Here is a 17,800-nt window from a genome sequence, read left to right as displayed (position 1 = left end):
CGCTGCAGGTCCTGGCCCGACAGGTGATGAGCCAGCTGGACCTTCGCCTGGCGCTTAAGGAGCAGCGCGAGGGCGCGGCGCAGTACCAGACCCTGTTCAATTCCATGGACGAAGGGTTCTGCATCATCGAGTTCTTCGACGGTCCCGAGGGGCCGCTGAGCGACTACATCCACATCGAGGCCAACGCCGCCTACGCCCTGCACGCGGGCATCCCCAACGTGGTCGGCCAGAAGCTGCGCGAGATGGTCCCCGCCGAGGCCGACGCCTGGGTGGCGCGCTATGGCGCGGTGCTGCGCACGGGCGAGCCGATCCGTTTCGAGCAAGAGCTGGTCGCCACCGGCCGCCACCTGTCCCTGTCGGCCTTCCGCATCGAGCCGCCCAGCCGCAAGCAGGTGGCGGTGCTGTTCCAGGACGTCACCGCGCGCCGCAAGGCGGAAGTCTCGCTTCGCCGTATGAACGAGACGCTCGAGGCGCGCGTGGCCGAGGCCTTGGCCGGCCGCAAGGTGCTGGCCGACATCGTGGAGGGCACCAACGCCTTCGTGCAGGTGGCCGACCTGAACTATCGCTGGCTGGCCATCAACGGCGCCTCGGCCCGCGAGTTCGAACGCATCTTCGGCGTCACGCCCAAGGTCGGCGACAGCATGCTGGACGTTCTGGCTGACCAGCCCGAAAGCCAGGCGGCGGTGCGTGCGGTCTGGTCGCGGGCCATGGCGGGCGAGGAGTTCGCCGAGGTCGCCGAGTTCGGCGATCCTAGCCGTGACCGCCGCCCGTACGAGATGCGCTTCGGCGTCTTGCGCAACGAGCTGGGCGAGCAGATCGGGGCCTATCAGTTCGTCTATGACGTCACCGAGCGGCTGGAGGAGCAGGCTCGTCTGCGCGAGACCGAGGAGGCCCTGCGTCAGGCGCAGAAGATGGAGGCGGTCGGGCAGCTGACCGGCGGCCTGGCCCACGACTTCAACAACCTCTTGGCAGGCATTTCCGGCGCCTTTGAGATGATCGGCACGCGCCTGTCGCAGGGGCGCTCCCATGATGTCGAGAAGTACCTGGCCGCCGGCCAGGGGGCGACGCGCCGGGCCGCCGCCCTGACCCACCGCCTGCTGGCCTTCTCGCGCCGCCAGACCCTGTCGCCAAAGGCCATCGTCATCAACCGGCTGATGACCGACGTGGTCGATCTGGTGCAGCGCACGGTCGGCCCGTCGATCACGGTGGAGACCGTCGCCGCCGCTGGCCTATGGCCCACCCTGGTCGACGCCAACCAGCTTGAGAACGCGATCCTCAACCTGTGCATCAACGCCCGCGACGCCATGCCGGGCGGCGGCAAGATCACCATCGAGACCGGCAACAAGTGGCTGGACCAACGCAGCGCCGCCGAACGCGGCATGGAGCCTGGCCAATACGTCACCGTCTGCGTCAGCGACACGGGGGTCGGCATCGACAAGGCGATCCAGGAGCGGGTCTTCGATCCCTTCTTCACCACCAAGCCCATCGGCGAAGGCACGGGCCTTGGCTTGTCCATGGTCTATGGCTTTGCTCGCCAGTCGCACGGCCACGTCCGCATCTATTCGGAGGTGGGCCAGGGCACGATGGTCTGTATCTACCTGCCTAGGCACTTTGGTGAGGAAGACGAGGTCGCCAGCCACGGGCAGGCCACCTTGGACGCTCATGTCGGCGCCGGCGAGACGGTGCTGATCGTCGATGACGAACCGACCATCCGCATGCTGGTCACCGACGCCCTGGCCGAGCTTGGCTATACCTGCGCCGAGGCGGCCGACGGCCCGTCGGGCCTGAAGATCTTGCAGTCCGACGCCCGCATCGACCTGCTGATCACCGACGTCGGCCTGCCGGGCGGGCTGAACGGCCGCCAGGTGGCCGACGCCGCCCGCGCCCTTCGCCCCGAGCTGAAGGTGCTGTTCATCACCGGCTACGCCGAGAACGCCGTCCTCAACCACGGCCACATCGAGCCGGGCATGGAGGTGCTGACCAAGCCCTTCGCGGTCACCGACCTGGCCGGCCGGGTCGACCGAATGCTGCGCAACGGCCGCTCGGGGACCTGAGCGGGCGCACTCCCGGCGCTGGGCAAAAACAGTGCACGCGGCAGGAAGAGATCAGCAACCCCTGATCGCGCCGTTGTTGCGGCACAGCCGGGCCGCTGATTTTGCTGGGATTTTCACGTCGCCTGAACGTGCATGGCGATTGCAACCGCATGTCCGTCATTCGAAGGGAATGCTGAGATGCAGATTTCGTCAGCGCCGGCTTGGGGAGCCATGTTCGGGGTCGGTCAGGCGTCGAAGGCGAACGCCGCCTATGAGGTCGGCGCCGCCCGCATGGACGTCTCGCTGCCGACCGAGGCGCAGTCCGGCGCCCGGGCCGAGCTGACCAAGTTCATGAAGATGACGCCGGCCGAGAAGATGCACGCGGCCATCCTCGCGCAGCTCGGCGTCACCGAGGAAGAATACCAGGCCATGAGCGTCGAGGACCGCAAGGCGATCGACGCCAAGATCGAGGAGAAGATCAAGCAGCAGCTTGATGTTCAGGGCCGCGATCAGGGCAAGACCGGCCTCATGGCGGACGTGACCGTCTAGGCCCCTGCCCTAGGCGTCCGGCATCAGGGCGTTGATGGCCGGATAGGGCATGGCGTCGGCGGTGACCGCGTCGGACACGCCGTCCTTCAGGAAGCCGCCCGCCAGTCGCGCGACGTGCGTATAGACGACCTCGCTGATCGCCCCGCCGGCGCTGAGGCGGCGAACGCCCAGCTTGTCCAGCTCCGCCGCACCGGCCAGGCCCGGACGCGCCATCACGTTGAGCGGCAGGGGCGAGCCCTTGGCCAGTTCGGCGATCTCTTCGAGATCCGTCACGCCCGGGGTGAAGATCCCGTCGGCGCCGGCGTCGCGATAGACGCTGGCGCGGCCCAGGCTGAGGGCGACCTGCTCGCCCTTGGGCGCCAGTCCGCGCAGATAGACGTCCGTGCGGGCGTTGATGAACAGGTCCAGGCCGTGCTTCACCAGCGCCTCGCGGATCGTCTCGATGCGCAGGGCCGCTTCACCCGGCCCGACGACCCCGTCCTCGATATTGATCCCGGCCGCGCCTTCGCCGGCCACGGCGACGACAGCCTCGGCGACCTCGCGGGCGCTGGCGCCGTAACCGCTCTCCATATCGACCGTGAAGGGAACGGAAACCGCGCGAGCGATGGTCCTGACCGTGTGCAGCAACGGCGCGAGCGGCATCTGGTCGCCGTCCTTGTAGCCCAGCGACCAGGCGACGCCGCAGCTGGTGGTGGCGATGGCCTTGGCGCCCAGGCTTTCGATCAGGCGCGCGCTGCCGGCGTCCCAGGCGTTGGGCAGGATCAGCAGGCCGTCCTGGTGCAGGCGGCGAAAATCGGCGGCGGCGGTCATGATGCAAACGCTCCCTTGCATGTCCTTGGAGCGCTTACTCGCATTCACGCCCGACGCGTGCTCGCGAGTTTCGGACACCAACAGGTCCGAAGCCCCTGGATGAGCATTTAGGGGCTTCGGATCACCGTTGCGATGACCCGCAAGGTCACCAGCTTCTACTTCAGCGCATAGGACACCGTGGTCACCACCCGCAGACGCTTCATGATCGAGGCGTCGGGACCCTGATCGCCGACCTGGTCGCGGGCCTGAATCTCGAAGGAGCCTTGGGTGGCGCGGCTGATGCCGCCGAGGCTCGCGCCGCTGTCGCGGGCGAACTGCTCGGCCCCGCTGCGGGCGCTGGCGGTGGCCTCCTTGATCATGGCGGGCCGCACGTCGTTCAGCTTGGTGAAGACATAGGACGCACCGCGAAAGTCCTGCAGCACAACGCCCTGGCGGACGAGATCCGACAGCGCCCGCGTCGTGCCCTGGACCCGGTCCACGTCGGTGGAGCGGACGGACACTGTCTGGGCCAGGATGTAGCGGGCGCGGACGTTCTGCGGCCCGTATTCACGGGCGTTGTTGTCCACCACCTCCAGCCGGCCCAGATCGATCTCCTCCGGCTTGAAGCCCTGGGCGGCGAGGAAGCCGCGCACCTTGCCGATGTCGGCGTCGATGGCCGCCTGGACCTGGGACAGCTCGTCGCCCGACTGGGTGAAGCGCAGGGGCATGACGGCCAGGTCGGCCTTGGCGTCGCGCTCGGCCAGACCGCGCACGGTGACGGTGCGGTCGCCGGTGCGGGCGTCCACGATCCCGCCGCCGATCAGGCCGCCGCCGATGGCCAGGCCGGCGGCCACAAGGCCGCCAGCCACGGCGGCTGGCAGCAGACGATTGTCGCTCATGAAAGTCTCCATGGGCGCACCTGCGCGCCCAACAGCAGTGCTAACGCACAGCTTCCCGCCGGGATCTGAAACGGCGGTTCAGCAGGGGTTCATCCTCTCAGAGCTTGAGCATATCAGCGATGCTCGCCTAGGGTGCATCCGCACAGACTGACAATCCTTGAGAACATGATCCTCGCCCTTCTCGCGGCCGCCGCCCTCGTCACGACGCCCGCACCGCCGGCGGTCGTCGTCAAGCCGGATTGGGAGTTGAAGCCCAGCGGCGACCAGCTGGCAGACGCCTATCCGCCTATCGCGCAGTTCTTCGAGATCAACGGTCACGCGACGATCAGGTGCCGCGTGGACATCAGAGGGATGCTCTTCGACTGCGAGGTCGTTGCAGCCTCGCCCTCGGACCTTGGCTTTGGGCAAGCGGCGCTTTCCTTGACAGACCAGTTCCTCATGCGCCCCAAGACGGTGAACGGTCAGCCGGTCGAGAGCGGAACCGTAGCCATTCCCATCAACTTCACCGTGCCCAAGGAAGATCACGAGGATCACGATTTCACCCCGCCGCAGGCCACCAAGACCATCGCCGCGGAGCACAGGGCGCTGGTGACCCAGTTTGGCGAACGGGTGCTCGACCCGCTGTTGGTGGGCGAACTGGACATGAAGCTTCGCCTGGAGCTGCCCCTCATCACGCCAGGGGTGCCGCCAGCTACGGTCCTGAAGGCTCGAGAGGCGTACATCGCCGCCTACGACATCATCACGCCCAAGATGAAGGCTCGCGCCCTTGAACATGTGGCGCAGACCTACCCAGAGGAGGAACTGGCGGATGTCATCCGCTTCTTCGACACGCCGAGTGGTCAGACTTTCCTGCAGAACTTCGCGCGCATGGACGATTACGCCAAGAGCGCCGATCCAGCGGCGCTGGCGGCGCTCGCGATGGAACTGAACCTATTCTTCCAGAGCCCGGCGGGCCTCACCTTCGCCAACCTGACGAGCGATCTGGCGCACTTGGCGACGCCCTATGAACATCAGATCGAGGTCGACGCCCGCCGACGGTTTTGCCAAGGCCGCGCCTGCTGAACTTCGCGCCTCAATCAATGGTGCGCGTGATGCTCGGCGTTGCGCTTGCGGGTCGCCGCCGCCTTCTTGGCCGAGGCTGAGCGTTCGGCGGCCGAGCGGTTGGCCGAGGCCTCGCCGCCCTTCTTTCCGCCCTTCTTCGCAGCGGGGTGGCCGGTGCCCTTGCCGCGACCGGAGCCGCCCGGCTTCTTGCCGCCGCCGTCGTCCTTGTTGACGGTGGCCCAGGCACGCCGTTCGGCTTCCTTCTCGGAAACACCCTTCGCCTCGTAGCCTTCCGCGATGTGGTCGGCCTTGCGTTCCTGCTTGTCGGTGTACTTGGACTTGTCGCCGCGTGGCATGGCGTCCTCCTTCAACTGCAGGAGGCAACCGGCCGCAACGCGCCTTGTTCCAAGCGCTACAGAAAGGCGGCGCGCATGGCCTCGATCCGCGCCAGCTTGGCCTGGAGCGGCGCCCAGTCATCGCTGTCGGCGATCGGCGCCCACAAAGTCTCGACCTCCTCGATCAGCAGTTCCTCGGGCTCGGGCCGCTGGAAATAGGCCGCCGACAGGCGTTCCGGCCTCACGGGCGCATGGGCGGCCAGCAGGTCTCGGAACGCGGTGAAGCCCTCCGACGCATAGGCCTCTCCCCGTATGCTCTCCAGGGCGCGGGCGGCGTCGCCGGCGAACCAGTCGAAGAACACAGGCTCCCATCGCACGGCGTCCCCGGCCTGCGCCATCGCGCGGAACAGGGTTGAGACCAGGGCCACGTCCGCCGCCTCGTCCACACTGGCCACGCCGAGGCGGGCGAGCACCGCTGCCCGCAGCGCGTCGCGATAGGCGGCGTCGAAACTGTTGAGGGCGGCGACCAGTCCGTCCGAGCCGGTGACCAGGGTCAGGCAGGCGGCCAGTTGCTGCAGGTTCCAGAACGCCGCCTCGGGCTGGCGGCCAAAGCTGTAGAGGCCGGTCTGGTCGAAATAGGCGGCGGTGGAGGCCGGGTCGTTGCGCGGCAGGAACCGCCAGGGGCCGTAGTCGAAGCTCTCGCCGGTGACCACCATGTTGTCGGTATTGAGCACGCCGTGGACGAAGCCGGCGGCCATCCAGCTGGCGGCCAGGTTGGCGGTCCGTTTCACGGTCTCGGCCAGCATGGCGGCCGGCAGATCGGCCTCGCCCGACAGGTGGGGGAAATAGACCTCGGCCACATGTTCAACCAGTTTGCCGATCAGGTCGGCGCGGTCGAAGAAGGCGTGGCGCTGGAACGTCCCGAAGCGGATGTGGCTGTGCGACAGGCGGGTCAGGACCGCCGACCGCGTAGGGCTGGGCTCATCCCCGCGCACCAGGGCCTCGCCGGTCTCCACCAGGGAGAAGGCGCGAGAGGTGGGGACGCCCTGCGCCTCCAGCATGGTCGCGGCCAGGATCTCGCGCACCCCGCCCTTGAGGGTCAGGCGGCCATCGCCGCTGCGCGACCACGGGGTCTGGCCCGAACCCTTGGTGGCGAGGTCGAGCAGGCGGCCGCCCTCGGCTTCACGAAGCTGGGCGAACAAGAAGCCGCGCCCGTCGCCGAGTTCCGGGTTGTAGGTGCGGAACTGATGGCCGTGATACCGCATGGCCAGGGGCGCGGGCTGATTGTCCGGCAGGGCCTCGAACCGCGCGAAATGGGCCAGCCATTCGTCGTCTGTCAGCGTCTCCAGCCCCACCGTCCCCGCCGCGCGGTCGTTGCGATGGCGCAGGATCGTCTGCGGGAAATCCGCCGGCGCCACCACGTCGGCGTAGTCGGCGCTCAAGGCGGCGAAGCGAGGATCGGGGCGGTAGGCGGGCGATACGGGCATGGGATGCAAATGCGCGTGCGGGCGCTTTGGACGCAAGCCGCCTGTTGCTCGACAAGCGAGCTGGCCATCGTCTATTTTGGGCTCAGCCATCAGGTTGCTCACGCGACCAGGCTGGCGCCCTCGAGGCGAACCCAGTCCGACGCCCGTCGATAACCTGGCGTCACGACCGTCAACCGCAAGGGAGGCCGCCGTGGCGCGCAAGATCACCCTCGATTTCCTGAAGACCGCAGCGGCGTCCGGCGCGGCGTTGGGCATCGCCGCCCTGGCGGCGCTGATCATCGCCAACTCGCCGTGGGCAAGCGGGTACTTCCACTGGCTCAAAGGCGCTCATGCCCTTCAGGTCGGCCCGCTTCGCCTGGAGCTGACGATCTCTGAATGGATCAAGGAAGGCCTGATGGCGGTCTTCTTCCTGATGGTCGGGATGGAGATCAAATATGAGATCCTCAAGGGCGAACTGAGTGATCCGCGCCGATTGGCGACGCCCGTTCTCGCCGCGTTCGGCGGCATGGCCGGCCCAGCCCTGGTCTATCTTCTGATCAGCCGCTTCACCGGGGCCGCCTTCGAGGGTTGGCCGATTCCGCTCGCCACCGACATCGCATTCGCCCTGGCGGTCTTCGCATTTGTCGGCAAGGGCCTGCCCACGTCGTTGCGGGTCTTCCTGCTCACCCTGGCCATCGTCGACGACCTCGGAGCCATCGCGCTGATCGCATTGCTGTTCAGCAGCGGCGCGCACCTGCCGCCGCTGGTCGGCGTCGTTGGCCTTTTGGTCTTCCTCGGGCTTGTGGCGCATCGGGTGCGCATCACCGCCCCGTTCTGGGCGCTGGGCTTCGCCGCGGTCTGGTATCTGACCGTGCTCTCCGGCCTCAGCACCTCCCTCACCGCCGTCGCCTTCGCCGTGATCGTTCCGCTGCAGCCGCGCAAGGAAGACGGCCAAAGCCCGATCAAGGAAGCCATCCACGATCTTCATCCATGGAATGCGTTTCTCGTCCTGCCTCTGTTCGCCTTCGCCAAGGCGGGCGTGTCGTTCGCCGGCATGTCCATCTCGGCTCTGGCGTCGCCGCTGGTGGTCGCCATCGCGCTGGGCCTGTTCGTGGGCAAGCAGGCCGGGGTGCTGGGCATGGCGGCGCTCGCCTCGCGGCTGGGCGTCGGGGCGCGGCCCAGCGGAGCGAGCTGGATGCAGGTCTATGGGGTCGCCGTCCTGTGCGGCGTCGGCTTCACAATGAGCCTGTTCATCGGCGCCCTGGCCTTTCCCGGCGCGGTGGATTCGCCCCAGCAGGTCGAGGTCAAGCTGGGCGTCCTGGGCGGGTCGCTGCTTTCGGTGATCTGGGCGTCGATCGTGCTGTCGCGCGCCAATCGCCAGCACGCTCAGGCCTGACCTAACAATCGTTTTCGGGAACGACGGTCATCGGCCGTACCCGATTGACGAAAGCGACGTTGGGGAAGGCGTCCACAGGTTGTCGCTTTTGCGACACATCGGCCCGATTCCGTTACGCTGTAAGGGAATCCTCTTGCTCGGCTTGAAGAACCAGATTTAGCTGAACACTTGTTCGAATGCGTGGGCCTCGGCCGACGCATCTGGACCGCCAAACGCGGGGCTCGACATCCGCGTGGACACAAAACTGAGGTAGGAAATGCACTTCACCCAATTCATCCGACGCTCGGCGTCCGTCCTGGTTTTGGCGTCCGCAGCCGCCGGCGCAGCCCATGCGCAAGACGCCAGCCCGACCATCAACTCCATCATCGTCACCGCCCAGAAGCGCGAGCAGAACCTGCAGGACGTGCCGATCGTGGTCACGGCCCTGCCGCAACAGCTGCTGCAGGACGCCGGCGTGCGGGACATCAAGGATCTGCAAATCCTGACCCCCGGCCTGAACGTCGCCTCGACGTCCAATGAAACCAACACCACCGTCCGCATCCGCGGCGTCGGCACTGTCGGCGACAACCCCGGCCTGGAATCGTCGGTCCTGGTGACCATCGACGGCGTCTACCGCCCCCGCAACGGCGTGGCCTTCAACGACCTGGGCGAGCTTGAGCGCATCGAAGTGCTGAAGGGCCCGCAAGGCACGCTGTTCGGCAAGAACACCTCGGCCGGCGTCATCAACATCATCACCAAGGCTCCGGAGTTCGTCTTCGGCGCCGAAGCCGAGGCCACCTTCGGCAATTATGGAACCAAGGGCGGCTCGGCCGCCGTCACCGGGGCGATCATCGAAGACAAGCTGGCCGGCCGCCTGTTCGCCGCGGTCCGCAAGCGCGACGGCTTCTATGACATCGTCACCGGCCAGGGCCCGCGCACCAACCGCGAGGACGGCAACCAAGACTACTACACCCTGCGCGGCCAGCTGCTGTTCACGCCGAACGACGACGTCGATGTCCGCATCATCGCCGACTACACCAAGCGCGATGAAAGCTGCTGCGTCGGCGTGCAGATCGTGAACGGCGCGACCGCCCCGATCGTCAACGCCCTGGGCGGCGGCAACGCCCTGGCCAACCCGCCGCGTCCGTTCGACCGCACCTCCTACGCCAACCGTCCGACCGATCAGGAGATCGAGGACATGGGCGCGTCGATGGAAGTGAACTGGGACCTGGAAGGCCTGGGCGGCGCCACGATCACCTCGATCACCGCCGGCCGTAACTGGAAGACCAACAACGGCCAGGACATCGATTTTACGACGATGGACCTCGCCTACCGCACCCCGGACTGGAGCACCGAATTCGGCCAGTTCAGCCAGGAACTGCGTCTGGCCGGCCGCACCGAGCGCCTCGACTGGCAGGTGGGCATGTTCTACGCCCGCGAGACCCTGGACCAGTACACGCCGTTCGTCTTCGGCCGTCAGTACGAGACGTATCTGAGCCTGCTGCTGTCCAGCGGCACGAACCCCAACCTGGTCTCGCTGCTTACCGGCCTGCCGGCGGGCACCGCCTTCACTCCGGGGGCGGGCGCGCGCGACACCTACAAGCAGAAGTCCAACAGCCTGGCCTTCTTCACCAACAACACCCTGAAGCTGACCGACGCCTTCGATATCACGCTGGGCCTGCGCTACACGCGCGAAGAAAAGGACCTGTCGACCCGCTACACCAACGCGCCGGGCACCAACGGCTGCGCCGCCGCCCTGAGCCGCGTGCCGATCATCGCCGGCGCCGTCGGCGCCGCGAACGCCGCGACCGTCCTTGGCAACATCTGCCTGCCGTGGACCGATCCGGGCTTCAACAACCGCGGCACGCAGCAGGCGCGTGAAGAAGACGAACTGACCGGCACCATCAAGGCCTCGTACCGCTGGAACGAGGACGTGATGACCTATGCGTCCTACGCCCGCGGCTACAAGGCCGGCGGCTTCAACCTCGACCGCGCCCGTATCGGCCTGGGCGTGGTGAACCCGGACACGGCGTTCCCGGAAGAGACCGTCAACTCCTACGAACTGGGCGTGAAGACCAGCTGGCTGAACCGCACCCTGTCGCTGAACGCCGCGGCGTTCCATCAAGAATTCCAGGGCTTCCAGCTGAACGCCTTCACCGGCACCAGCTACATCGTCACCTCGATCCCGAAGGTCAAATCGGTCGGCGTGGACACCGACCTTTTGTGGTTCACCCCGCTGAAGGGCCTGACCCTGCAGGGCGGCGTCACCTATGCGGTGACCGAGTACGGCCAGTTCACCCCGGGCGCCGGCGTCTCGCCGCGCCTGCCGGGCGCGCGCCTGTCGTTCGCTCCGCTGTGGTCGGGTTCGATGGCCGCCAGCTACAGCCATGACCTGGGCGACACCCTGGAGCTGCGCACCAGCCTCAGCGGCAAGTACTCGTCGATGTTCAACACCGGCTCGGACCTGCATCCGGCCAAGGAACAGGACGCGTTCTGGCTGGTGAACGCCCGCATCGCGATCGGCACCCAGGACGAGCGCTGGACCGCCGAGCTGTGGGCCCAAAACCTGCTGGACGAAGAGTACCTCCAGGTGGGTTACGACGCCCCGCTGCAAAGCGGCGGCTTCGACGCCTTCCTCGGCGCCCCGCGCACCTACGGCGTGACCCTGCGGGCCAAGTTCTAAGACGCGGCAGACGTCAGACTGAAAGCTGGGCGGCCCGGAGAAATCCGGGCCGCCCTTTTCTTATGTTGCGCAGGTTTCACTAGGCTCCACCGCGGAGGCGCCCCAGTCTGCGCGGCGATGCATCCCCCAGCACGCCAACGCCTGTCTAGACACGCCGATCTGCCGCGGCACCGGCACGCAGAGCCCTATCTGGCCGTCGTTCTGGCGGGCGGCTACGAGGAGGCCGGCGATGGGGGCCGACGCCATGTGCGGGCCGGCGAGGCGGTCCTCCACCACGCGTTCGAAGCCCATCTGGACCGCATGTCCGCTCACGGGGCGGAGGTGCTCAACCTGCCGCTCCCCCAGGATCTATCCTTGCCGGCGTTCCTGGTTCTGGACGACGTCGACGCCCTCGCCCGCCTGGCCGAGAGCGACATGCGCGCGGCCAGCGAACTGGCCGTCTCGGCCCTGCGTCCCCTCGGTGCTGCGGCAGAGGATTGGCCAGACGCCCTGGCCGCCGCTCTCAACAACGACCCGTCGATCAAGATCACAGCCTGGGCCAGCCGTCAGGGCCTGACGGCCGAAAGCGTGTCGCGCGGTTTCCACAAGGTGTTCGGCGTGACGCCGAAGCGTTTCCGGCTGGAGGCCCGGGCCCGACGGGCCTGGCGGGATCTCCCCCATGCGCCCACCCTGGCCTCGCTCGCCGCCGACACCGGCTTTGCTGATCAGGCGCACATGACGCGGGCGATCACGGACATCACCGGCCGCACGCCAGGCGCATGGATCAAGTCCCTTCAATACGCCTGAGCTTGGCCGCGCCACCGTGGCGGCATGAACAGACGAAACCTCCTGCTCGCCGCCGCCGCCCTGGTCGCGGCTCCCGCCCTGCCCGCGCTCGCCGCGCCGATCCGCACCCGCTGGACCGTCAGCACCTCCGAAGGCCTGGACGCCCTTTGCTTCCTCGGTCCCTTGTCTGGAAAGCCGTTCTACGCCCGCTACTATGAGCCGGAGCTGGCGCAGATCCAGCCCCGCATGCCGAAGGCCGCTATCGACGCCATGGCCAGCCTTCAGGCCGAGGCGGACAAGGCCAACCACCTGCTCGGACCTGGCCTTTGCACCTTGATGTCGGGCGGCCGCACCGACACTCTGGACGAGGTCATCGCATCGCTCGACACGGCGGAGACGGCGGTGCTGCCGTCGTACAGGGCCAGCGACTATTGGGACCAGGAGTCCTGGACGGACTTCATCGCTCGCCGCCCGCGCATTCGCCAGGTCCTGACAGGTTTGCAGGCGGCAGGTTTCGTTGACCTACGCCGGCGCGCCCTGACGCCCACAGCCCAAACGCGTCTGCCCGCGCTGCGCGATAAGCTGGGGGGCTACGACGTGATCGCCGAGCAGGAACGGCTGCTGGGCCGCCCGCTCGATCCGTCCCTGGAGGTGATCCTGCTGTGGTTCAACAAGCCGCACGGCATCCGCATCCAGGGGCAGCGCTTCATCACCGGCATCACCTGGTCGGATGAGATCGTTCTGCGCAACGCCGCGCACGAGGTTCTGCATCCGCCCTTTCCCATGGACGGTCCCACGGCCAAGACGGTGATGGCGATCCTGGAAAAAGACCCCCTGCTGACCCGGATCATCGCCGAGCATGACCCCGCCTTCGGCTACAACAGCCTGGAGGGCCTTCTGAACGAGGACACGGTCGAGGCCCTGGATCAGATCATCGGCGAGCGCCTGGGCATCGCCCTTGAGCCGCACCTGCGTTGGGAGAAGGCGGACGACGGCATGCACGTCCTGGCCGCCGGCCTCTACGGCCTGATGAAGGCGGATGGCTACGACCGCACCGGCGGAAATCTGGAAACCTGGATGACCGCCGCCGCCAGGAGCGGTCGGCTGTCGCCCGCCAGCCTGCACAGCACCGCCGCCGCGGTGCTGCAGCGGCCGGCGGATCGCCTCTGGCCGTTGAAGGCCGTCTAGCCCAGTTCGCGCGAGCGCTTCACCGCCGCGGCGACGGCGTGGGACATCAGGCGCGGCAGGCCGTTCTCTCCGAACAGCACGTCCAGGGCCGCCTGGGTGGTGCCGTTGGGCGAGGTCACCTGGCGGCGCAGCTCGGCGGGGGGCGTGTCGGACGCGCCCATCAGGGCCGCCGCGCCGACGATGGTGGAGCGCGCCAGCTCCGCCGCCGCCTCGGGGCTCAGGCCCTGGCTGACGCCGGCGCCTTCCAGGGCCTCGACCAGGGCGTAGAGATAGGCCGGCGCCGAACCGGACACCGCCGTGGCGGCGTGCATCAGGCCCTCGTCGGTGAGGTCGACCGTGGCGGCGATGGGATCGAACAGCTTGTGGGCCAGGGCGCGCGCTTGCGGATCGGCGGCGAAGACGCTGACCGTGCCCTTGGCCACGGCGACGGCGGTGGTCGGCATGACCCGGGCCACGGTCCGGCCGCCAAAGGCCTGGCTGAGGTCCTGAGAGGAGACGCCGGCGACGATGGAGACGATCACCGCGTCCGGCGCCAGCAGGTTGGAGACCTCCTCGGCCACGCCGCGCCACAGCTGCGGCTTCACCGCCAGGATCACCGTCTTGGCGGTCTTGAGGGTCACATGATCGGGATTGACCTTGGCGTCCGTGCCGGCGAACGCCTCGTCGGCGTTGGGGTCACGGATGATGAGGTCGCAGGTCGAGACGGCGCCCGTCTGGCGCCAGCCGTCGATGATGGCGCCGCCCATACGGCCCGCGCCCAGAAGAAGGATCGGAGTCATGGGGCCTTCTTAGACCCCATTCCTCCAGACCGCGAGGCCGATCAGGCCAAACCGTTCAGGCCTGGCCGACCGTCTCGAACATGCAGGCGGCCATGGCCTCGTCCGGAGTCTTGGCCTTGTGCAGCAGGAAGTCGAAGGCCGGATAGAAGCGGTCGGCCGCCTCCATCGCCGCGTCGATCATCGAGGCGGCCTGGCCAAGCGTCGGCCGGTCGCTGGTCGGCAGGGACATGGAGTGGCGGAACACCACCTCGCCGTCCTCGGCCCAGATCTCGAAGTGGCCCAGCCAGCAGCGCTGGTTGATCAGGCTCAGCAGCTCGTAGGCCGCCGGGCGCTTGGTCTTGGCAGCGCGAAGGTCCAGCGACAGGCACAGCTGCAGGCATTCCGCCTCCGGCCGCCAGGCGAACCACAGCTCGTAGTCCTTCCAGTCGCCGGCCAGGGCGAAGGCGAGATCGCCGTCTTCGGTCCGGTCGAAGGTCAGGTTTTCGGAGGCCAGCACATGTTCGACCACGTCCAGCGGATCGAGCGCCAGGAAGGCGTCTTCGTCGTCTGAGTGCGTGTCCATCGACATCCCTAGGTCCCCTTCCAAAGAGGTGAGCGCGCCGCGGACCCGGCGTTAAGGTGAATCACCCCTTAACGTCGAAGGCTAGACTGCTTCGCGGCCGTCACAACGCGCTTCTTGCAAGGCGCGAGCCAGCTTTCGGTGGAGGAATCAGTCCGCCTTGGGGGCGGTTTTCTTGGCGGCCGGCTTGGCCTTGGCGGCGGGCTTGTCCGCCGCCTTCGGCGCCCCGCCCCGGAGGGCTTCCAGCTCGGCGCGCAAGGCGGCGACCTCGGCCTTCAGGGCGTCGAAGTCATCGCGGCGGACCAGGTCGAACTCGGCGGCGAACTTGTCGGCCTGGGCGCGGAAGGCGGTCTTGGCCTCTTCCCCGGCGGCCTGGGCGATGCCCATGGCGGCGGTGGTCAGCTTGGCGAATTCGTCGAGGAACGGGTTTTGGGTCTGCATCGTCGGCTCTTTTCGGGACGCGCGGCGCGTCCCTTGTTGTCCCTATATGGGAAAGGGCAGGTGAAAGCGAAGGACTTTGCCTTTACAGGTTGATGCGGCGTCTCACCGCACAGGATATCGCCTAAGTGCCCTTCCCCGAATTCCTCGACCCCATCCTCGTCCAGATCGGCCCCTTCGCCATTCGCTGGTACGCCCTGGCCTATGTGGCCGGCATCCTGCTGGGCTGGCGCTATGCGGCGAGCCTGGTGAAGAACCCGCGCCTGTGGGGCGGCCAGACCCCGACCATCACGCCGGAGAAGATCGACGACCTCGTTCTGTGGATCACCCTGGGCGTCATCGGCGGCGGGCGGCTGGGCTATGTGCTGTTCTACAATCCGTCGCTAATCGTCCAGAATCCCATTGAGATCCTGCAGGTCTGGAACGGCGGGATGAGCTTCCACGGCGGCTGCCTGGGCGTGGCTATCGCGGTGACCGTCTTCGCCTGGGCCAACAAGATCGACATCCGCCGTCTGGGCGACGTGGTGGCGCCGGCCGTGCCGTTCGGCCTGTTCTTCGGACGACTGGCCAACTTCATCAACGCCGAGCTGTGGGGCCGGGTCACCGATGCGCCGTGGGGCGTGATCTTCCCGGGCGCAGGCCCCTATCCGCGCCATCCCAGCCAGCTTTACGAGGCGGCGCTCGAAGGCCTGGCCCTGTTCATCCTGCTGCGCCTGGCGACTCACAAGTGGATGTGGCTGCAGCGTCGCGGTGCGGTCGCCGGCCTGTTCCTGGTCGGCTACGCGGTGTTCCGCGCCAGCCTGGAGAACGTGCGCCAGCCGGACGCCTTCATGCCAAACTTCCCGCTGGGCCTGACCATGGGGATGATGCTGTCGCTGCCCATGCTGGCGGCGGGGATCATCTTCATCGTCCTGGCCCTGCGCGAACCCCGTCCTGAAAAGGCATAGGGCCTGTCCATGAGCCTGCGTGACCGGCTGATCGCCGAGATCGAGGCGACCGGCCCGATCAGCGTCGCCGACTACATGCTGCGCTGCCTGCACGATCCGCAGGGCGGCTACTACGCCACGCGTCCGGCCCTGGGCGCGGGGGGCGACTTCATCACCGCGCCGCTGGTCAGCCAGATGTTCGGCGAGCTGATCGGTCTGTGGTGCGTCGAGGCCTGGAGCCGCCTGGGCGAGCCTGCGCAGTTCCGGCTAGTGGAGGCGGGCCCCGGCGACGGCACGTTGATGAGCGACCTGCTGCGCGCCGCGCGGCTGTCGCCGGCGTTCATCGCCGCCGCCGACCTTTGGATGGTGGAGACCTCCCGCCCCCTGCGCGCCTTGCAGGCCGAGCGTCTGGCCGGCGCGGCCCTGACGCCCCGGTGGGCGGACAGCCTGGAACAGGTTCCCGGCGACGCGCCCTTGATCCTGGTCTCGAACGAGCTGCTCGACTGCCTGCCCGCCCGGCAATTCGTGCGCACCGGGCAAGGATGGGCAGAGCGGCTGGTGGCCCTGGACGATGAGGGGCGGCTGGCTTTCCGCCTGGGCCCGCCCGCCCCGGCCCCGACGGCGGCGGAGATCGCCCTGGGTGTGGTGTTCGAGATCTCGCCCGTTCAGCAGGCCTTCGGCGCGGGCCTGGGCGAGCGGATCGCCCGCGACGGCGGCGTCGCTTTGCTGATCGACTATGGCCGCGACGCGCCCGCCCCGGGCGATACCCTGCAGGCGCTCAAAGATCACCAGAAGGTCGATCCCCTCGCCTGCCCCGGCGAAGCCGACCTCACAGTCCACGCCGATTTTCCGGCCGTGCTGGCCGCCGCCCGCGAGGCCGGAGCCGGAGCCGCGCCGATCCTGGGCCAGGGCGAGTTCCTGGCGCGCCTGGGGATCGAGCATCGCGCCGGCGCCCTGGCCGCCGCCCGCCCGGATCGCGCCGAGGTGATCGGCCGCCAGCTTGCCCGCCTGATCGAACCCGATCAGATGGGAACTCTTTTCAAAGCGGCGTGCGTTCATTCCCAGAACCTTGTCCCGCCCGGTTTCGAAGAGGCCTGATCGCTTGACCGAACTGCCCTGCGTCCAGTCCGCCCTGCTCGCCGCCGTCCCCGGCGTCCGCCACGCCTTCTTCACCCGCCAAGGCGGCGTATCGACCGGCATCTATGACAGCCTGAACATCGGCCGGGGGTCCAAGGACGAGCCCGCCGACGTGGCCGAGAACCGCGCCCGCGCCGCCGCCCACTTCGGCGGCAAGCCCGGCGATCTCGACACCTGCTTCCAAATCCATTCGACCATCGCCATCGTCGCCGACGGCTCTTGGGGCGACGCGCGGCCGCAAGGCGACGCCATCGTCTCCAAGACCCCCGGCGTGATCTGCGGCGCGCTGTCTGCCGACTGCGCCCCGGTGCTGATCGTCGATCCCGTGGCGCGCATCGTCGCCTCGGCTCATGCCGGCTGGCGTGGGGCTCTCGATGGCGTGGTGCAATCGGCGGTGGATACCATGGTCGAGCTTGGCGCCGATCCGGCCGACATGGTCGCCGCCGTCGGCCCCTGCATCGGCCCGGCGTCCTATGAGGTCGGCTTGGACTTCTTCGAGCGCTTCGCCGCCGACGCGCCGGGGTCGGAGCAGTTCTTCTCGGCCGGCAAGACCGCCGACAAGCGCCAGTTCGACCTGCCGGCCTTCGTGCTGGAACGCCTGCGCACCGCCGGGATCGAGCGGCGCGAATGGGTCGGCCGCGACACCTGCGCCGAAGAAAACCTGTTCTTCTCCAACCGCCGGGCGGTGCTGCGGGGCGAGGGCGACTATGGCCGGCTGCTGTCGGCGATCATGCTGACCTGAAAGCCACGCTCGGGCGTTTAGGGATTCTTGAGCTTGTTCTCAGCCAACTCCCTGCTAGAAGCCCGCGCAACACCACAACAGTTCTGCGACGGGGTC

The 17,800-nt window shown here is 67.9% G+C and carries 17 protein-coding genes; 10 read left to right on the top strand and 7 right to left on the bottom strand.

Features of this window, described 5'->3' with window-relative positions:
* Window positions 1-26: 26 nt before the first annotated feature.
* Together ABOZ73_RS13980 and ABOZ73_RS13975 are read left to right on the top strand one after the other, a co-directional pair.
* On the top strand, window positions 27-2,054 hold the full coding sequence (locus ABOZ73_RS13980; RefSeq protein ID WP_369062551.1) for a PAS domain-containing protein: 2,028 nt from the start codon (window positions 27-29) through the stop codon (window positions 2,052-2,054).
* Window positions 2,055-2,231: 177 nt separating this feature from the next.
* Window positions 2,232-2,582: a hypothetical protein gene (locus ABOZ73_RS13975; RefSeq protein ID WP_369058747.1), complete on the top strand. Its 351-nt coding sequence runs from the start codon at window positions 2,232-2,234 to the stop codon at window positions 2,580-2,582.
* A gap of 9 nt (window positions 2,583-2,591) precedes the next feature.
* Here the strand turns inward: ABOZ73_RS13975 and ABOZ73_RS13970 are convergent, their stop codons facing one another.
* Together ABOZ73_RS13970 and ABOZ73_RS13965 are read right to left on the bottom strand one after the other, a co-directional pair.
* Window positions 2,592-3,392 carry an isocitrate lyase/phosphoenolpyruvate mutase family protein gene (locus tag ABOZ73_RS13970; RefSeq protein WP_369058746.1) on the bottom strand — a complete coding sequence of 267 codons (801 nt, stop codon included), beginning with the start codon at window positions 3,390-3,392 and terminating at the stop codon, window positions 2,592-2,594.
* A 155-nt stretch (window positions 3,393-3,547) separates the two neighbouring features.
* Window positions 3,548-4,270: an SIMPL domain-containing protein gene (locus ABOZ73_RS13965; protein WP_369058744.1), complete on the bottom strand. Its 723-nt coding sequence runs from the start codon at window positions 4,268-4,270 to the stop codon at window positions 3,548-3,550.
* Between the two features lie 246 nt (window positions 4,271-4,516).
* Here ABOZ73_RS13965 and ABOZ73_RS13960 point away from each other — a divergent pair, with 246 nt between their 5' ends.
* Window positions 4,517-5,332 carry a TonB family protein gene (locus ABOZ73_RS13960; protein WP_369058742.1) on the top strand — a complete coding sequence of 272 codons (816 nt, stop codon included), beginning with the start codon at window positions 4,517-4,519 and terminating at the stop codon, window positions 5,330-5,332.
* A gap of 14 nt (window positions 5,333-5,346) precedes the next feature.
* On the opposite strand, the gene ABOZ73_RS13955 is transcribed toward ABOZ73_RS13960, so the two are convergent.
* Window positions 5,347-5,667: a plasmid stabilization protein gene (locus tag ABOZ73_RS13955; RefSeq protein ID WP_369058741.1), complete on the bottom strand. Its 321-nt coding sequence runs from the start codon at window positions 5,665-5,667 to the stop codon at window positions 5,347-5,349.
* 56 nt (window positions 5,668-5,723) lie between these two features.
* Window positions 5,724-7,133, bottom strand: coding sequence for a protein adenylyltransferase SelO (locus ABOZ73_RS13950; RefSeq protein WP_369058740.1), 1,410 nt, complete (start codon window positions 7,131-7,133; stop codon window positions 5,724-5,726).
* A 190-nt stretch (window positions 7,134-7,323) separates the two neighbouring features.
* Here ABOZ73_RS13950 and nhaA point away from each other — a divergent pair, with 190 nt between their 5' ends.
* The 4 genes from nhaA (at window position 7,324) to ABOZ73_RS13930 (ending at window position 13,123) form a co-directional block, all read left to right on the top strand.
* Complete coding sequence (gene nhaA / locus ABOZ73_RS13945; protein WP_369058739.1) at window positions 7,324-8,508, top strand: Na+/H+ antiporter NhaA; 1,185 nt, start codon at window positions 7,324-7,326, stop codon at window positions 8,506-8,508.
* Window positions 8,509-8,764: 256 nt separating this feature from the next.
* On the top strand, window positions 8,765-11,170 hold the full coding sequence (locus ABOZ73_RS13940) for a TonB-dependent receptor (protein WP_369058738.1): 2,406 nt from the start codon (window positions 8,765-8,767) through the stop codon (window positions 11,168-11,170).
* A gap of 117 nt (window positions 11,171-11,287) precedes the next feature.
* The gene (locus ABOZ73_RS13935) at window positions 11,288-11,956 is read left to right on the top strand and encodes a helix-turn-helix transcriptional regulator (RefSeq protein ID WP_369058737.1); all 669 of its coding nucleotides are present in this window, start codon (window positions 11,288-11,290) and stop codon (window positions 11,954-11,956) included.
* Between the two features lie 24 nt (window positions 11,957-11,980).
* Window positions 11,981-13,123, top strand: a complete 1,143-nt coding sequence (locus ABOZ73_RS13930; RefSeq protein ID WP_369058736.1) for a hypothetical protein — start codon at window positions 11,981-11,983, stop codon at window positions 13,121-13,123.
* On the opposite strand, the gene proC is transcribed toward ABOZ73_RS13930, so the two are convergent.
* The 3 genes from proC to ABOZ73_RS13915 form a co-directional block, all read right to left on the bottom strand.
* Window positions 13,120-13,902 carry a pyrroline-5-carboxylate reductase gene (gene proC, locus ABOZ73_RS13925; protein ID WP_369058734.1) on the bottom strand — a complete coding sequence of 261 codons (783 nt, stop codon included), beginning with the start codon at window positions 13,900-13,902 and terminating at the stop codon, window positions 13,120-13,122. The genes ABOZ73_RS13930 and proC overlap by 4 nt on opposite strands.
* 55 nt (window positions 13,903-13,957) lie before the next feature.
* Complete coding sequence (locus tag ABOZ73_RS13920; RefSeq protein WP_369058733.1) at window positions 13,958-14,464, bottom strand: YbjN domain-containing protein; 507 nt, start codon at window positions 14,462-14,464, stop codon at window positions 13,958-13,960.
* A 147-nt stretch (window positions 14,465-14,611) separates the two neighbouring features.
* Window positions 14,612-14,902, bottom strand: a complete 291-nt coding sequence (locus ABOZ73_RS13915) for an accessory factor UbiK family protein (protein WP_369058731.1) — start codon at window positions 14,900-14,902, stop codon at window positions 14,612-14,614.
* Window positions 14,903-15,027: 125 nt separating this feature from the next.
* Here ABOZ73_RS13915 and lgt point away from each other — a divergent pair, with 125 nt between their 5' ends.
* Genes lgt through pgeF form a run of 3 tightly spaced genes read left to right on the top strand, consistent with a single transcriptional unit; the run spans window position 15,028 to window position 17,704 of the window.
* Window positions 15,028-15,846 (top strand): prolipoprotein diacylglyceryl transferase, encoded by an 819-nt coding sequence (gene lgt, locus ABOZ73_RS13910; protein WP_369058730.1) that lies wholly within the window; start codon window positions 15,028-15,030, stop codon window positions 15,844-15,846.
* Between the two features lie 9 nt (window positions 15,847-15,855).
* A complete protein-coding gene (locus ABOZ73_RS13905) occupies window positions 15,856-16,923 on the top strand; it encodes a class I SAM-dependent methyltransferase (protein WP_369058729.1) in 1,068 nt (355 codons plus the stop codon).
* 4 nt (window positions 16,924-16,927) lie between these two features.
* A complete protein-coding gene (gene pgeF / locus ABOZ73_RS13900; RefSeq protein ID WP_369058728.1) occupies window positions 16,928-17,704 on the top strand; it encodes a peptidoglycan editing factor PgeF in 777 nt (258 codons plus the stop codon).
* Window positions 17,705-17,800 lie beyond the last annotated feature (96 nt).

The sequence above is a fragment of the Caulobacter sp. 73W genome (genome assembly GCF_041021955.1).
GTDB lineage: Bacteria > Pseudomonadota > Alphaproteobacteria > Caulobacterales > Caulobacteraceae > Caulobacter.
This window is presented reverse-complemented; position numbering and strand designations above follow the sequence as displayed.

Coding starts and splice junctions, on each gene's coding strand:
- ABOZ73_RS13915 (WP_369058731.1), bottom strand. CDS start 14,902: ATGCAGACCCAAAACCCGTTCCTCGACGAATTCGCCAAGCTGACCACC.
- ABOZ73_RS13955 (WP_369058741.1), bottom strand. CDS start 5,667: ATGCCACGCGGCGACAAGTCCAAGTACACCGACAAGCAGGAACGCAAG.
- ABOZ73_RS13970 (WP_369058746.1), bottom strand. CDS start 3,392: ATGACCGCCGCCGCCGATTTTCGCCGCCTGCACCAGGACGGCCTGCTG.
- ABOZ73_RS13920 (WP_369058733.1), bottom strand. CDS start 14,464: ATGGACACGCACTCAGACGACGAAGACGCCTTCCTGGCGCTCGATCCG.
- ABOZ73_RS13950 (WP_369058740.1), bottom strand. CDS start 7,133: ATGCCCGTATCGCCCGCCTACCGCCCCGATCCTCGCTTCGCCGCCTTG.
- ABOZ73_RS13975 (WP_369058747.1), top strand. CDS start 2,232: ATGCAGATTTCGTCAGCGCCGGCTTGGGGAGCCATGTTCGGGGTCGGT.
- ABOZ73_RS13980 (WP_369062551.1), top strand. CDS start 27: ATGAGCCAGCTGGACCTTCGCCTGGCGCTTAAGGAGCAGCGCGAGGGC.
- proC (WP_369058734.1), bottom strand. CDS start 13,902: ATGACTCCGATCCTTCTTCTGGGCGCGGGCCGTATGGGCGGCGCCATC.
- ABOZ73_RS13940 (WP_369058738.1), top strand. CDS start 8,765: ATGCACTTCACCCAATTCATCCGACGCTCGGCGTCCGTCCTGGTTTTG.
- ABOZ73_RS13935 (WP_369058737.1), top strand. CDS start 11,288: ATGCATCCCCCAGCACGCCAACGCCTGTCTAGACACGCCGATCTGCCG.
- ABOZ73_RS13905 (WP_369058729.1), top strand. CDS start 15,856: ATGAGCCTGCGTGACCGGCTGATCGCCGAGATCGAGGCGACCGGCCCG.
- ABOZ73_RS13965 (WP_369058744.1), bottom strand. CDS start 4,270: ATGAGCGACAATCGTCTGCTGCCAGCCGCCGTGGCTGGCGGCCTTGTG.
- ABOZ73_RS13930 (WP_369058736.1), top strand. CDS start 11,981: ATGAACAGACGAAACCTCCTGCTCGCCGCCGCCGCCCTGGTCGCGGCT.